This is a genomic window from Micromonospora sp. NPDC049903 (assembly GCF_044460945.1).
Taxonomy (GTDB): domain Bacteria; phylum Actinomycetota; class Actinomycetes; order Mycobacteriales; family Micromonosporaceae; genus Micromonospora.
Genome location: NZ_JBITKL010000001.1, coordinates 916,631 through 931,201, shown reverse-complemented (window position 1 = coordinate 931,201; position 14,571 = coordinate 916,631). Strand labels below are relative to the sequence as shown.

The 14,571-nt window shown below is 69.1% G+C and carries 17 protein-coding genes; 14 read left to right on the top strand and 3 right to left on the bottom strand.

Annotated elements, in window-relative coordinates; translation table 11 throughout:
* The first annotated feature begins 72 nt into the window (after positions 1–72).
* From paaA to ACIBO1_RS03900, 6 genes are all read left to right on the top strand, one after another.
* Positions 73–1,128, top strand: coding sequence for a 1,2-phenylacetyl-CoA epoxidase subunit PaaA (gene paaA / locus ACIBO1_RS03925; RefSeq protein ID WP_396741161.1), 1,056 nt, complete (start codon positions 73–75; stop codon positions 1,126–1,128).
* Positions 1,125–1,409, top strand: a complete 285-nt coding sequence (paaB, locus tag ACIBO1_RS03920) for a 1,2-phenylacetyl-CoA epoxidase subunit PaaB (protein ID WP_396741159.1) — start codon at positions 1,125–1,127, stop codon at positions 1,407–1,409. The genes paaA and paaB overlap by 4 nt, the downstream gene beginning before the upstream one ends.
* Positions 1,406–2,131 carry a 1,2-phenylacetyl-CoA epoxidase subunit PaaC gene (gene paaC, locus ACIBO1_RS03915; protein ID WP_396741157.1) on the top strand — a complete coding sequence of 242 codons (726 nt, stop codon included), beginning with the start codon at positions 1,406–1,408 and terminating at the stop codon, positions 2,129–2,131. The genes paaB and paaC overlap by 4 nt, the downstream gene beginning before the upstream one ends.
* A 19-nt stretch (positions 2,132–2,150) precedes the next feature.
* Entirely contained in the window at positions 2,151–2,627 is a 477-nt protein-coding gene (paaD, locus tag ACIBO1_RS03910) for a 1,2-phenylacetyl-CoA epoxidase subunit PaaD (RefSeq protein ID WP_396741155.1), read from the top strand.
* On the top strand, positions 2,624–3,745 hold the full coding sequence (gene paaE, locus ACIBO1_RS03905) for a 1,2-phenylacetyl-CoA epoxidase subunit PaaE (RefSeq protein ID WP_396741153.1): 1,122 nt from the start codon (positions 2,624–2,626) through the stop codon (positions 3,743–3,745). The genes paaD and paaE overlap by 4 nt, the downstream gene beginning before the upstream one ends.
* 199 nt (positions 3,746–3,944) lie before the next feature.
* The gene (locus tag ACIBO1_RS03900; RefSeq protein WP_396741151.1) at positions 3,945–4,745 is read left to right on the top strand and encodes an SGNH/GDSL hydrolase family protein; all 801 of its coding nucleotides are present in this window, start codon (positions 3,945–3,947) and stop codon (positions 4,743–4,745) included.
* 72 nt (positions 4,746–4,817) lie between these two features.
* Here the strand turns inward: ACIBO1_RS03900 and ACIBO1_RS03895 are convergent, their stop codons facing one another.
* The 3 genes from ACIBO1_RS03895 to ACIBO1_RS03885 all read right to left on the bottom strand — a co-directional run bounded on the left by ACIBO1_RS03895 (position 4,818) and on the right by ACIBO1_RS03885 (position 7,232).
* Complete coding sequence (locus ACIBO1_RS03895; RefSeq protein WP_396741149.1) at positions 4,818–5,240, bottom strand: hypothetical protein; 423 nt, start codon at positions 5,238–5,240, stop codon at positions 4,818–4,820.
* Positions 5,241–5,250: 10 nt separating this feature from the next.
* On the bottom strand, positions 5,251–5,892 hold the full coding sequence (locus tag ACIBO1_RS03890; protein ID WP_396741147.1) for an RloB family protein: 642 nt from the start codon (positions 5,890–5,892) through the stop codon (positions 5,251–5,253).
* A gap of 107 nt (positions 5,893–5,999) precedes the next feature.
* The gene (locus tag ACIBO1_RS03885; protein ID WP_396741145.1) at positions 6,000–7,232 is read right to left on the bottom strand and encodes an ATP/GTP-binding protein; all 1,233 of its coding nucleotides are present in this window, start codon (positions 7,230–7,232) and stop codon (positions 6,000–6,002) included.
* A gap of 176 nt (positions 7,233–7,408) precedes the next feature.
* On the opposite strand from ACIBO1_RS03885, the gene mqnC reads away from it, so the two are divergent.
* From mqnC to ACIBO1_RS03845, 8 genes are all read left to right on the top strand, one after another.
* Entirely contained in the window at positions 7,409–8,599 is a 1,191-nt protein-coding gene (gene mqnC / locus ACIBO1_RS03880; RefSeq protein ID WP_396741143.1) for a cyclic dehypoxanthinyl futalosine synthase, read from the top strand.
* A 294-nt stretch (positions 8,600–8,893) separates the two neighbouring features.
* The gene (locus ACIBO1_RS03875; protein WP_396741141.1) at positions 8,894–10,069 is read left to right on the top strand and encodes an LPXTG cell wall anchor domain-containing protein; all 1,176 of its coding nucleotides are present in this window, start codon (positions 8,894–8,896) and stop codon (positions 10,067–10,069) included.
* Between the two features lie 150 nt (positions 10,070–10,219).
* Positions 10,220–10,927 (top strand): demethylmenaquinone methyltransferase, encoded by a 708-nt coding sequence (locus ACIBO1_RS03870; RefSeq protein WP_396741139.1) that lies wholly within the window; start codon positions 10,220–10,222, stop codon positions 10,925–10,927.
* Positions 10,928–11,003: 76 nt separating this feature from the next.
* A complete protein-coding gene (locus tag ACIBO1_RS03865; protein ID WP_396741137.1) occupies positions 11,004–11,210 on the top strand; it encodes a hypothetical protein in 207 nt (68 codons plus the stop codon).
* 167 nt (positions 11,211–11,377) lie between these two features.
* Positions 11,378–12,652 carry a geranylgeranyl reductase family protein gene (locus tag ACIBO1_RS03860; RefSeq protein WP_396741135.1) on the top strand — a complete coding sequence of 425 codons (1,275 nt, stop codon included), beginning with the start codon at positions 11,378–11,380 and terminating at the stop codon, positions 12,650–12,652.
* Between the two features lie 109 nt (positions 12,653–12,761).
* A complete protein-coding gene (locus ACIBO1_RS03855) occupies positions 12,762–13,127 on the top strand; it encodes an NADH-quinone oxidoreductase subunit A (protein ID WP_350697428.1) in 366 nt (121 codons plus the stop codon).
* Between the two features lie 13 nt (positions 13,128–13,140).
* Positions 13,141–13,818, top strand: a complete 678-nt coding sequence (locus ACIBO1_RS03850) for an NADH-quinone oxidoreductase subunit B family protein (protein ID WP_117229654.1) — start codon at positions 13,141–13,143, stop codon at positions 13,816–13,818.
* On the top strand, positions 13,815–14,549 hold the full coding sequence (locus ACIBO1_RS03845; protein ID WP_396741133.1) for an NADH-quinone oxidoreductase subunit C: 735 nt from the start codon (positions 13,815–13,817) through the stop codon (positions 14,547–14,549). The genes ACIBO1_RS03850 and ACIBO1_RS03845 overlap by 4 nt, the downstream gene beginning before the upstream one ends.
* Positions 14,550–14,571 lie beyond the last annotated feature (22 nt).

The window sequence follows — 14,571 nt, the reverse complement described above, 5'->3', positions numbered from 1 at the left end:
TAACGCTCGGGTATCTCGTATTTCTATGACACCCCTCTGGTGTCGCAAGTTGCAAGCTGTAACACTGAGTCCATGTATGGCAATGACTTCCCGGGCGAGGACCCGCCCGGCGGCCTGCTCGGCGAGGTCGAGGCGGCGGAGGCGGCACTGCGGGCCGCGGCGGAACGGGGCCGGGCGGACGCCGATCCCGGAACGGACCTGGCGGCGTACTTCACCGCCGTGGTCGACGCCGACCAGAAGATCGAGCCGCGCGACTGGATGCCGGAGGCGTACCGGCGGACGCTGATCCGGCAGATCGCCCAGCACGCGCACTCCGAGATCATCGGCATGCAGCCGGAGGGCAACTGGATCAGCCGGGCCCCCTCGCTCAAGCGCAAGGCGATCCTGCTCGCCAAGGTGCAGGACGAGGCCGGTCACGGGCTCTACCTCTATGCCGCCGCCGAGACCCTCGGGGTGAGCCGGGACGAGCTGGTCCAGCTCCTGCTGGAGGGCCGGCAGAAGTACAGCTCGATCTTCAACTACCCGACTCTGACCTGGGCCGACGTCGGCGCCATCGGATGGCTGGTGGACGGCGCGGCGATCGTCAACCAGGTGCCGCTCTGCCGCTGCTCCTACGGCCCGTACGCCCGCGCCATGATCCGGGTCTGCAAGGAGGAGTCGTTCCACCAGCGCCAGGGCTACGAGATCCTGCACGTGCTGGCGCACGGCACCCCGGCCCAGCGGGCCATGGCGCAGGACGCGGTGGACCGCTGGTGGTACCCGTCGCTGGCCATGTTCGGCCCGCCGGACGGCGACTCCACCCACTCCGCCCAGTCGATGGCCTGGAAGATCAAGCGTTTCTCCAACGACGAGTTGCGGCAGCGCTTCGTGGACATGTGTGTCGGCCAGGCGGAGGCTCTCGGGCTCACCCTCCCCGACCCGGACCTGCGCTGGAACGAACAGCGCCAGGCGTACGACTACACCCAGCCCGACTACGCCGAGCTGATGCGAGTGATCAAGGGCAACGGGCCGTGCAACCGGGAGCGGATGGCGCACCGACGCCAGGCGCACACCGACGGCGCGTGGGTGCGCGAGGCAGCCGAGGCGTACGCGGCGAAGCGGCGCAACAAAGAAAAGGTGGCAGCGTGAGGGAATCCGCACCGCTCTGGGAGGTCTTCGTGCGGGCCCGGCGGGGGCTGTCGCACACGCACGTGGGCAGCCTGCACGCGCCCGACGCCGAGCTGGCCCTGCGTAACGCCCGGGACCTCTACACCCGCCGCCAGGAGGGGGTGTCGATCTGGGTGGTGCCGGCCGGGGCGATCACCGCCTCCAGCCCGGACGAGAAGGACGCCTTCTTCGACCCGGCGGCCGACAAGGTCTACCGCCACCCCACCTTCTACGAGGTGCCGGACGGGGTGGCGCACCTGTGAACGGTCCGTTCGCCTTCACCCTGGCGCTCGGCGACGACGCGTTGATCGCGGCGCAGCGGCTCGCCGAGTGGACCACCCGTGCTCCCGAGATGGAGGAGGACATCGCGCTGGCCAACATCGCCCTCGACCAGCTCGGCGCGGCCCGGCTGCTGCTGACGTACGCGGGCGAGCTGGAGGGCGCGGGCCGGGACGAGGACGCGCTGGCGTACCTGCGCGACGACCGGGAGTTCCGCAACTGTCTGCTGGTCGAGCTGCCGAACGGCGACTTCGCGGTGACCATGGCGAAGCTGCTCGTGCTGTCGGCGTACCAGCTTCCGCTCTACACCGCGTTGGCCGGCTGCTCCGACGAGCGGCTGGCCGCGATCGGCGGCAAGGCCCGCAAGGAGTCCGCCTACCACTTCGACCACGCCGCGCTCTGGGTGAAGCGGCTCGGTGACGGCACCGCCGAGTCGCACCGGCGGATGCAGGCCGGGATCGACCAGATCTGGCCGTACGCCGACGAGCTGTTCAGCCCCTGGCCGGACGCCCCGGTCGACCCGGCCACCCTGCGGGACGAGTTCGGCCGTACGGTCGCCGAGGTGCTCGCCGAGGCGACCCTCACCGTGCCGGAGTCGGCCTGGGCGCCGGCCGGTGGGCGGGACGGTGTGCACACCGAACACCTGTCGTACCTGCTCGCCGAGGCCCAGGTGTTGCACCGGGCCCACCCCGGGGCGCGCTGGTGAGCACGGACGGACCGTCGCGATGACCGATCCGCGCGTGGCCGTCGCGTCGGTGGTGGACCCCGAGATCCGGGTGGTCACCATCGACGACCTCGGCATCCTGCGCGCGGTGGAGGAGGATCCGGCGACCGGCCGCGTCGTGGTGACCATCACCCCCACGTACACCGGCTGCCCGGCGATGGACGTCATCCGGACCGACATCCGGCGGGCGCTGGCCGCCGCCGGACACCCGGACGCCGAGGTGCGTACGGTGCACAGCCCGGCCTGGAGCACCGACTGGATCAGCGACGCCGGACGGGCCAAGCTGGCCGCCGCCGGCATCGCCCCACCGCAGGCGGCATCCCGCGACGGCGTGGTCCCGCTGACTCTCGCCGTGCGCTGCCCGCGCTGCGGTTCACCGGAGACCGAGCAGCTCAGCCGCTTCGGCTCCACCGCGTGCAAGGCGCTGTGGCGCTGTCGCTCCTGTTCCGAACCCTTCGACCATGTGAAGGCGCTGTGACTGTCACCATCACCCGTCCGGTCCGCCGTCGCCCGGTGTTCCACCCGTTGCCCGTCGTCGCGGTGGACCGGCTCACCTCCGACGCCGTCGCGATCACCTTCGACGTACCCGAGGAGTTGCGCGAGACCTTCGCCTTCCAGGCCGGGCAGCACCTCACCGTACGGCTGCCCGCCGACGTGGGCGGGGACGCCGGCCAGGACGTGCGCCGGTCGTACTCGATCTGCTCCACGCCGCAGGACCTGGCCCGGCACGGGCGGCTGCGGATCGGCGTGCGGGAAATCCCCGGCGGTGCGTTCTCGGCGTACGCGTGCGGGGTGCTGCGGCGCGGCGACACCGTCGAGGTGCTGCCGCCGCTGGGGCACTTCGGCACCGCGTTCGCTCCGGACCGGGTCCGCCGCTACGGCGCGGTGGTCGCCGGGTCCGGCATCACGCCGGTGCTGTCGCTGGTCGCCACCGCCCTGGCCGTCGAGCCGGCCAGCACCTTCACCCTGGTGTACGGCAACCGCACGGCCAACTCGGTGATGTTCGCCGAGGAGTTGGCCGACCTGAAGGACCGCTACCCGACCCGGTTGCACCTGGTGCACGTGCTGTCCCGGGAGGAGACCGAGTCGCCGTTGCTCTCCGGGCGGATCGACGCCGCGCGGCTGGGCCGGCTGCTGGACACCGTGGTACCCGGCGACGCGATCGAGGAGTGGTTCCTCTGTGGCCCGTACGGGCTCGTGGTGGACGCCAAGGCGGTGCTCGTCGGGCGGGGCGTCGTCGAGTCGGCGGTGCACACCGAGTTGTTCCATGTCGACGCGCCACCGGATCCGGTCCGCCGCCCGGGCGACGAGCCGGGCACCGGCACCGAGGTCACGATCCTGCTCGACGGCCGGTCGTCGCGTTTCACCATGCGCCGTGACGAGCGGGTCCTGGACGCGGCGTTGAAGGTCCGCAGCGAGTTGCCGTACGCCTGCAAGGGCGGCGTCTGCTCGACCTGCCGCGCGAAGGTGGTCTCCGGCCGGGTCGAGATGGCCCGCAACTATGCGCTGGAGCCCGACGAGGTGGCCGCCGGTTACGTGCTGACCTGCCAGTCCAGCCCGGTCACCGACACCGTCACCGTCGACTACGACGCCTGACGCCCACCCGCGTCACCCGCTCGGTCGGAAGATCGCCGACCGGGATCTGAACATACGTGGGCTTCGCACCGTCTGTGGCGCCGAGGGATGAACGAGAGCATCGTCTGGTTCTCGATGGCTGGACCGACTTGGTCCGCTGTGGAGGAGCGCTGATGCGGCCATCCCGGCCAGTTCCGGCTTCACAGTCAGAAAGGAAGCCATGCGCAAATTCACCTCGGTGGTGGTTGCCGCAGCCATGGCGTTCATCGCCATGGAGGCGGTCGTCGGTGCACCCGCCCGCGCCGCAGCCCCCCAGGAGTACGTGGCACTCGGCGACTCGTACGCCTCCGGCGTCGGGGCCTTCCCGTACGACTCGGCAAGTGGCGCATGTCTGCGCAGTCCGAGGAGCTACCCGAGGTTGCTGGCCTCCAGCGTCGGCGGGTACACGCTCAAGGACGTCACCTGCAGCGGCGCCACCATGGCCGACGTGCGCAACAAGCAGCTCTCCGCGCTGAGCAGCAACACCGCGCTGGTCAGCATCACGGTGGGCGGCAACGACGCGCAGTTCTCCTCGGTGGCGACGGGCTGCCTCACCGAGAGCGAGTGGTACTGCGAGACCGCCACCATGTACTCCTCGTACTACGCCCGTAACCAGATGGTGGGCGAGCTCGCCGGCCTCTACGGCGAGATCAAGCGCCGGGCGCCCAAGGCGAAGGTGGTCGTGCTCGGCTACCCGAGGCTGGTCGCCCCGACCGGCTCCTGCGGCGCGATCAGCCCCAGTGCCGCCAAGCGCACCTTCATGAACGGCAACGCCGACGCGGTGGCCGAGGGCACCCGTGCGGCGGCGAGCCGGGCCGGCGTCACCTTCGTCGACATGCGTCCGGTGCTCGCCGGGTACGAGGCGTGCAGCCCCAAGCCGTTCATCCACGGGGTCAACCTGACCCGCCTCACCGAGACCTTCCACCCGAACGCGGAAGGGCACGCCGCGTACACCATGTTGCTGGCGGCGTACCGCTCCTGATCCGACCAGGTCGAGGCCCGACGGGGCCGTTCGTGTCCCGAGGGATGCGGGCGGCCCCGGTCTCGTGCGAGTTCAGTCTGCTTGCCGTTCCCGCAGCGCCTCACGCAGCGACTGGAGTGATTCGCGGCTCTGTGCATGGATCCACTGACCCCAGCCGTTGATGTCGTGCCCCACGCAGGCCTTGAGCGCGGGTGACGGCTTGGCATAGGTCGATCCATCAGGAAGTCGGATGTTGCCGTCGGCCGTGACCACCGCTCGGTGGGTCAGACCTTTCCGCGTCTGGATATGAACGAGTTCGTCGCCGGGTGCCAGGAGTTTGGCATCGATCAGCGCGCGAAGATCCCCACCACTTACCCGATTGGCGACGGCTGTCGGGCTGCCATCCAAACCCAACAATCGGCGGAGTACGTCGTTCTCCTGGTCGACGAAAGGCCGTGCATGCTGCTGAAGCAGGGCGTACACGTCGTCATCGACTTCGATCGGGTGCATCGGCATCTGCGGCTCCTCAATCCTTCGATGCTGCACGTGCTGCTGGCCCAGCGTCCGACTCGAGCGCCGTGACCAGGAGCGGCACCGACGTCGACGGGTTACGTTCGGGCAGACTCCTGCCGACCTGCTGGCGGTCCAGTTGACTGGCCCGTCGGATTGCCTCCGCTCGCCCCAACCGAAGGGCCTCGAAGTTCAATCCCTTGTCTCGCCTCCGGTATCCGCAGGGATGCCGTTCAAGCCTGCGGCACGCCTCATCGGTCGTGAGGTGGGGCAGGTTCTCGAAGTGCAACAGGAGCCAGACCTCGAAGCAGGGATTCGAGACGGCGCAGTGGATGCGGTGTTGCTTGGCCAATCCGAGTGCGGCGTCTAGTTGAGCATGGGGATCCGGTGCCTCCACGTCGAAGACGCACCACACCTCGTCATAGGGCTCTCCGCCGGCGGCGGCCCGTTCAGCCTCGGTGAGCGCTTTCTGGACGACGCCGTAGGGCTGGCCCTTGCCAGAGAAGACCTCGATCCGGACAGTTCCGGCTCGAAGTTCCCGGCGCAGACCCTTGAAGTAGAGAGTCTCCGTGTTCTCGCCCTCCGAGCAGATCAGATATGCCTTCCGCTCCTCCCGGCGCCCAGGCTGACGCCGCAAAGGCTTGTTGCGACGCCTCATCGCCTGGTCTGCCTGGAGGTGGCGCGGTCGAGTAACGGCATGGCCGAACTCTAGCCACTGAACTTGGAACTTCAATGCCCAAAGTGCTGGTGTCTAGAGTTGTTTGCTCACGCCGCGTGGTCCGGTGGCTGGAGAAGGTCGAGTATCTGATGATCGAGAAAGGGGACTGCTCCGTAGCGGCCCTTGAGGTACCTGCCCTCGACATCGTCGAGGCCGCCGCGGACTCGGAACTCAGTCAAGGGGTAGAGGCGGGTAGCGCCACTGGCGTCCTTCTCCGTGAGCCAGATCTGGTCTCGGTCAAGACGTGCGGACCGGTGGCGGCCGAGTAGGCCGACATCGTGACTGTTGAATACGAGCTGCGCACCGGATGGGTTGCTCTCCGGTCTGTGGAACATGCGGATCAGCTCGGAGGTGAGATGCGGGTGCAACTCGCTGCCGAGGTCGTCCACGGCCAGCAGTCCACCGGCGTCGAGAGCACGTATCGCCAGTTGCAGCAGGCTGAACCAGCTACGCGTGCCGGACGACTCCCACTGCCACGGCAGGGGCGCCTCGCCGGTCTCGACCGCAGATGAGTGAAGGAACTCGATCCGAGGAAGCTCCTGCGCGATGGCGGGTCGTGGATCGGGTCGGACGACCGTCGCGCCGACAATGCCGAGATCGGCGAAGCGGAGTAGCGCGAGCATCCGTTCGTCCGGGAGCGTTCCTGGAGGAAAGCGGCTCGACGTGCCCGCATCGTGGGTGATCATCCGTCGCGAACTGAACCAGCGGTAGATCCTGCTGAGCTGGGGGTGGTTGTGCGTGGCGGCCGCGGACAGGAAGAGGCTGTTCGGGCGCACGGTGTCCGCGATCAGCTCGCGCGGCCCAGCGAGGTTGTTTCCGAAATGCAGTGATCCACCCTGGCGTTCGAGGTAGACCTGCCGGCGTCCCTTGGGGAACGCGTACAGCCACTCCTGCTGGATCACCTCGTCGTCGAGCGAGAAGCCGAACTCGTACCGCACGTCGTCGACCACGAAGTCGAAGACGAACTCGCTGGGCCGACTCGCACTGGTCGGGTCGAGCCTGAACGGCCATCGACCGGGGATCGGTTCCTCCGGAAGCCACCTCTGATGGGAGAGTTGCACTGCGTTGCCGGCGAACTCCAGGGCCTTGATGATGTTGCTCTTACCCGACGCGTTCGGTCCGAAGATGCCGACGACGGGTAGGACGTCCAGCTTCTCGCGCGGGACTGGCCGAGTGGCGACACCGGGATGTTCATCGGTGGCGATGAGGCTCAGCTCGGCCTCGTCACGTAGTGACGCGAAGTTGGTCGCCCGGAAGCGCAGCAGCATCGACTGGCTCAACTCCAATCCCCATTCACACGTAATGTACCTCCTCTCAGGCTGCTATTCGTCAGAAAGTGACGGTCTGGGCCACCTGTGTGTGTCCGATCGCCTCATCGAGGCCGCGCTTGTGGTGTGCGGCATCTCCGGACGGGCCTGGGGGTGGTCGGTGGGAGTCGCGACGTAGGCTCGGTGGCGTGACGACGAGCCGGGAGATCGACGACATCCTGCAGCGTGGCGCGGACGGTGGGCGGATCACGCCCGAGGAGGCGCTGCTGCTCTACACCGAGGCGCCCTTCCACGCGCTGGGCGAGGCCGCGGACGCGGTACGCCGTCGGCGGTACCCGGACAACGTCGTCACGTACCTGATCGACCGCAACATCAACTACACCAACGTGTGCGTGACGGCGTGCAAGTTCTGCGCCTTCTATCGTGCTCCGAAGCACAGCGAAGGGTGGACCCACCCCACCGAGGAGATCCTGCGCCGCTGCGGCGAGGCGGTCGAGCTGGGCGCGACCCAGGTCATGCTCCAGGGCGGCCACCACCCGGACTACGGGGTGGAGTACTACGAGGAGCTGTTCTCCTCGGTCAAGAAGGCGTACCCGCAGCTCGCCATCCACTCGATCGGCCCGAGCGAGATCCTGCACATGGCCAAGGTCTCCGACGTCAGCCTGGACGAGGCCATCGCCCGGATCAAGGCCGCCGGGCTGGACTCGATCGCCGGTGCCGGCGCCGAGATGCTTCCGGAGCGCCCGCGGAAGGCGATCGCGCCGCTCAAGGAGTCGGGCGAGCGCTGGCTGGAGGTCATGGAGCTGGCGCACCGGCAGGGTGTCGAGTCGACCGCGACGATGATGATGGGCACCGGCGAGACGGCCGCCGAGCGGATCGAGCACCTGCGGATGATCCGCGACGTGCAGGACCGCACCCAGGGCTTCCGGTCCTTCATCCCGTGGACGTACCAGCCGGAGAACAACCACCTCAAGGGCCGGACCCAGGCGACCACGCTGGAGTACCTGCGCCTGGTGGCGGTGGCCCGGCTCTTCTTCGAGACCGTGCCGCACCTGCAGGCGTCCTGGTTGACCACCGGCAAGGACGTGGGGCAGCTCGCGCTGCACATGGGCGTGGATGACCTGGGCTCGATCATGCTGGAGGAGAACGTCATCTCCTCGGCGGGTGCCCGCCACCGGTCCAACCTGCACGAGCTGATCGGGATGATCCGCTCCGCCGACCGGATCCCGGCGCAACGGGACACGCTCTACCGGCGACTGGCCGTGCACCACACCCCCGCCGACGACCCCACCGACGAGCGGGTGGTGTCGCACTTCTCGTCGATCGCGCTGCCCGGCGGCGGTGCCGGTCGCTCCCTGCCGCTGGTCGAGGCGAACTGAGTCTCCCCAAGGTCACGAGTGGTCCCCGGAAAGGTCACGGTTCGCCAACGGTGCCGACGCTCGGCTGATCACCCGAACGGCTCGCCCCGCCCATCCAACCGGCTCGAAGCGTAGTGCCGGAGCGGCGCGGGGGCGCGCTCCCTCGGGCAACAAGAGCCATCAATCCGGACAAACCTTAAATGACCATTAGCTGAGCAGCTTGTGGCGGGTGTGATCCGGGGTGGCGCGTGTGATCGCCGACGGCTAACGTCCCCGGCCGTACGCTTCTCACCACTCCACGGGGGAGACCCTTTAATGATCTTCCGTACTCGTCGTGCCGCGAGCCTGGCCACGGCCGCGCTGCTCGCCTCCGGCGCGGTCGCCGCGTTCGGCGTACCGGCCCACGCCGCCGGCACCGAGACCGACCTGGCGATCACCTCGGCCGGCACCAAGGTCGCCGACGGTGCCTGGGGCAAGGTCGCCTGGGCCAAGGTCGCCAATCAGGGCAAGAACACCCCGAGCAAGGTTTCCCTCAAGGTCGACGCCTCCAAGGTGGACGACAGCAAGCTCTGGTTCGTGCCGGTCACCGAGGGCGGGTGCACGACCGACAGCGACCCGACCCTGTTCGTCTGCGAGCTGGGCAAGACCGAGATCCCCGGCCCCGGCGAGACCATCGAGCTGCCGCTCCTCATGATCAAGCCCGATGGAACGGCCACCGGGCCGTACAAGGCCCCGGTCACCATCACCGTCGAGTCGCCGGACGACACCGACGACAGCAACAACAGCGTCACCTTCGACGTCGAGGTGACCCCGGAGAGCGGCGTCGACCTGGGCGTCATCGTCCCGGACGTGAAGACCAGCTTCGACTTCGAGACCGGCAAGGAGGGCAAGAAGCTGCACCCCGGCGACACCGCCCTCGTCTACGGCGAGGTCGCCAACCAGGGCGACATGGCCGCACGGGGACTCAAGCTGACCTACAAGCTGCCCGAGCACGTCAGCCTGGCCTTCCCGATCGACGGCTGCAAGACCGGCGCCGAGCGCACCGTGGTCTGCGAGGACAAGGACTTCGTGCTCGAGCAGGACACCGTGCTGGTCCTCCCGCTGCCGGTCGTGGTGGACGAGGACGTGAAGGCACCGGTGGCCCTCAAGGGCGGCTCGCTGGAGGCCGTGGCGCACGGCGCGTTGAAGCCGGAGGCCCGGATCAGCAAGCAGGCGACCGTCCCGGACTTCGACCGGGCCGAGGTCCGGGAGATCGAGGAGTCCGAGTTCGTCGACATCGACCCGTCGGACAACAGCGACGACTTCGCCGTGATCGTGGCGGCCACCGGTAACGGTGGCGGTGGCGGTGGCCTGCCGGTCACCGGCGTGCAGGCCGGGGCGATCGGCGCCGTCGGCGCGGGCGTCGTGCTCGCCGGTGCGGCCATGTTCCTGGTGTCCCGTCGTCGCCGGGTGGTCCTGGTGGCTCCGGGGGACGAGAAGACCAACTCCTGAGGTAGGTCCTCAATCGGCCCGCGCGGGCCGTTCACATAACGCACGGCAGTAGGGGCGGGATGGGCGACCATCCCGCCCCTACTGTCTGTGCGGTGGGCACCGGCGACCCTGGCGGTGAACGGTCGGAGGTCGGGCTGGCAGAGTGGAGGGGTGAGCACCCCGCAGGGCCAGCGCGCCAGCCTGGACAAGCAGCCGCACGAGGTCGCCGCGATGTTCGACGGGGTCGCGGCCCGCTACGACCTGACCAACACCGTCCTCTCCTTCGGGCAGGACCGGTTCTGGCGGCGGGCCACCCGGGCCGCCCTGGACCTGCGTCCCGGGGACCGGGTGCTGGACGTGGGCGCGGGCACCGGGGTCTCGACCGAGGAGCTGTCCCGCTCCGGGGCGTACGCGGTCGGCGCCGACCTGTCGCTGGGCATGCTGTACGCGGGCAAGAAGGTCCGTCCACAGGTGTCGTTGCTGGCCGGTGACGCCCTCCGGCTGCCCTTCGCCGACGCGAGCTTCGACGCGGTGACCATCTCCTTCGCGCTGCGCAACGTCAGCGACACCGACGCGGCGCTGCGCGAACTGGCGCGGGTCACCCGGCCGGGCGGCCGGCTGGTGGTCTGCGAGTTCAGCACCCCGGTCAACCCGGCCTTCCGCACCGTCTACCTGTCGTACCTGATGCGGTCGCTGCCGGCGGTGGCGCGGACGGTGTCCAGCAACCCGGACGCCTACGTCTATCTCGCCGAGTCGATCCGGGCCTGGCCGGACCAGCCGGCGTTGGCCGCGCGGGTAGGGGCGGCCGGGTGGGGCAAGGTGGCGTGGCGGAACCTGAGCGGCGGCATCGTGGCGCTGCACCGGGCCATCCGCGACTGACCCGACTTGCCCCTTTCTCGCCGTCATTTAGGTGAATGGGGTCATTTGGTATTGCCTGCCCCTTAAGCTGGCCCGCATGACGGATGCGAACCACGTGGCCACCGATGATGCCGCCGAGCTGGTCGACCAGCTCAGGGATCTGGCCGGTGCGGATCCGGCGGACGTGCGTCAGGTGGTGTCCGAGGTGCTCGCCGCGCTGGACCGGGCCGCCGGTGGCGCGTTGCGGGAGCACCTGCCGGAGACGATCCGCGCGGGTCTGGACGCCGCCAGCCCCACCGCATAGGGCTGCTCCGATGTCCCGGATCGCATGGCCGCAGCGTCCGGGAGTTCCGTCAGTGTCCTGTTTCCGTGATGTTAGGTCGCCCTAACAAACCGAGCGTACGGCGTCGGTCATAGACTCGTCCCGGCTGGCTTGTGAAGCATTTCACGAGCACTCGGGAGGAGGCGCGAATGACCGCGGTGGAGAACGACGCCGACGTGATCGTCGTGGGCGCCGGTCCCGGTGGGTCGGCGACCGCGTACCACCTGGCCCGGCACGGCGTACGCGTGCTGCTGCTGGAGAAGACCGAGTTCCCGCGCGAGAAGGTCTGCGGCGACGGGCTGACCCCGCGCGCGGTGCGGCAGCTGATCCGGATGGGTGTGGACACCTCACCGGAGGCCGGCTGGCTGCACAACCGAGGTCTGCGGGTGATCGGCGGCGGCGTCCGGCTCGAACTCGACTGGCCGGACCTGGCCAGCTTCCCGAACTACGGGTTGGTCCGCACCCGGCTCGACTTCGACGACCTGCTCGCCCAGCGGGCGGTGGCCGCCGGCGCGACGCTGCGCACCAACGTGAACGTGACCGGCCCGGTGCTCGACGGCAACGGCCGGGTGATCGGCGTGGAGGCCGAGGACGGCCCGGACAAGGCCCCGGCCACCTTCCACGCGCCGCTGGTGGTCGCTGCGGACGGCGTCTCCGGCCGCTTCCCGCTCGCCCTCGGGCTGGCCAAGCGCGAGGACCGCCCGATCGGTGTGGCGGTCCGCCGCTACTACCGCTCCGAGGCCCGGCACGACGACGACTACCTGGAGTCGTGGCTGGAGCTGCGGGCCAAGGGCACCGGTGCCCTGCTGCCCGGGTACGGCTGGATCTTCGGCCTCGGCGACGGTCGGGTCAACGTCGGCCTCGGCATCCTCAACTCCTCGTCGGCATTCGGCAAGACCAACTACCGGCGGCTGCTCACCGACTGGCTGGCCAACACGCCGCCGGAGTGGGGGATGACCGACGAGGCCAACGCCGAGGGTTCGATCCTCGGCGCGGCGCTGCCCATGGGCTTCAACCGGGTGCCGCACTACACCCGGGGGGTCATGCTGGTCGGTGACTCCGGCGGCATGGTCAACCCGTTCAACGGCGAGGGCATCGCGTACGCCATGGAGTCCGGCGAGCTGGCCGCAGAGGTCGCGGTGCAGGCGCTGGCCCGTCCGGTCGGTGTCGAGCGGGAGCGTGCCCTGATGGCGTACCCGCAGGAGTTGAAGACCCGGTTCGGCGGCTACTACCGGCTGGGCGGGGTCTTCGTGAAGCTGATCGGCCGGCCCGAGATCATGCGCGTGGCGACCAAGCACGGCATGCCCCACCCGACCCTGATGCGCTTCGTGCTCAAGCTGCTGGCCAACCTCACCGACCCCCGTGGCGGTGACGCGATGGACCGGGTGATCAATGCGATGACCCGGGTCGCGCCCGCTGTGTAGGGGCGCGGACCAGGCAGGTCGACCCCCCGCCGACGGTCGCCGGGTGGGATGTGAATAGTGTGAATTTCGCCAACGAACGAGGGCAGGGAAGGACGAGCAGGAGAAGAAGATGTCACTCTCGCCTTACGTACCCATCATTGGGCTGTTCGCCCTCGCTGCCGCCTTCGCGCTGTTCTCGATAGGCGCTGCCCGGTTCGCCGGGCCCCGGCGTTACAACAAGGCCAAGCTCGAAGCCTACGAATGTGGGATCGAGCCCAGCCCGCAGCCGATCGGCGGCAGCCGGTTCCCGGTCAAGTTCTATCTGACGGCGATGCTCTTCATCGTCTTCGACGTGGAAATGATCTTCCTTTACCCGTGGGCTGTCTCCTTCGACCTCCTGCCGGTGTTCGGATTCGTCGCCATGTTGATTTTCATCGGTGCGGTCTTCGTCGCGTACGCCTACGAGTGGCGGCGCGGCGGTCTGGACTGGGACTGAGGGAGGAACGGCAATGGGTATCGAGGAGAAACTTCCCGCCGGCGTCCTGCTCACCTCGGTGGAGAAGCTCGTCAACTGGTCGCGCAAGTCGTCGGTCTGGGGTGCCACCTTCGGCCTGGCCTGCTGCGCGATCGAGATGATGGCCGCCGGTGGTCCGCACTACGACATGGGCCGCTGGGGCATGGAGGTCTTCCGGGCCTCGCCCCGGCAGGCCGACCTGATGATCGTCGCCGGCCGGGTCAGCCAGAAGATGGCCCCGGTGCTGCGCCAGATCTACGACCAGATGGCCGAGCCCCGCTGGGTGCTCTCCATGGGCGTCTGCGCCAGCAGCGGCGGCATGTTCAACAACTACGCCATCGTGCAGGGCGTGGACCACGTCGTGCCGGTCGACATGTACCTGCCGGGCTGCCCGCCCCGGCCGGAGATGCTCATCGACGCGATCCTCAAGCTGCGCGAGAAGATCGGCCACGAGCCGCTCGGCCCGAACGGTCGCAAGATGCTGGCGGCCCGCGAGGCGCGCGGTGACGTGCCGGTCGTGCCGTACGGCTCGATGCCGTCGTCGTACCGCAACGACAAGGCCCGCCGCGCCGAGTGGACGAAGGCCGTCCGGGAGGGCCGCGAGGAGCAGTTGCGGATCGAGAACTGGATGAAGGCCCAGAACCACCTCCACCCGTACGGGGGGATCAAGTGACTGACGACAAGCGAGCCGAGGGCGGCGGCGTACCGGTTCCGGTCACGCCGGCCGGGTCGACCAGCGGTGCGCCCGCCGAGTTCCCACCGGCCTCGCCCGCCGGTCGGGGCATGTTCGGCAACCAGGGCACCGGCGACGTCTCCGGCTTCGGCGGCCTGGTCCGCCCGCGCCCGCAGCTCGCCGACTCGCCTCGGCCGTTCGGCGGCTACTTCGACGACGTGTACGACGCGCTGGAGGAGGCGTACCCGGCCTTCGGCGACGCGATCGAGAACGTGGTGGTCGACCGGGGCGAGCTGACCCTGCACATCCGCCCGGAGCGGATCGCCGAGGTGTGCCAGGTGATGCGGGACGACGCGGGGCTGCGCTTCGAGCTGCTCTCCTCGCTCTCCGGCGTGGACTACCTGGGTGCCGACGAGCGCCGGCTGCACGTGGTCTACCAGCTCACCTCGATGACCTATCGGCGACTGGTGCGGTTGGAGGCGGCCGTCTCCGCCGAGAACCCGCATCTGCCCAGCGTCACCTCGGTCTACCCGACCGCGGACTGGCAGGAGCGGGAGGCGTACGACATGTTCGGCGTCATCTTCGACGGCCACCCGGCGCTGACCCGGATCCTCATGCCGGACGACTGGGAGGGCCACCCGCAGCGGAAGGACTACCCCCTCGGCGGCGTGCCCGTGGAGTACAAGGGCGCCGAGATCCCGCCGCCCGACAAGCGGAGGTCGTACCAGTGAACGCGAGGAGTGCAGCGAAGCG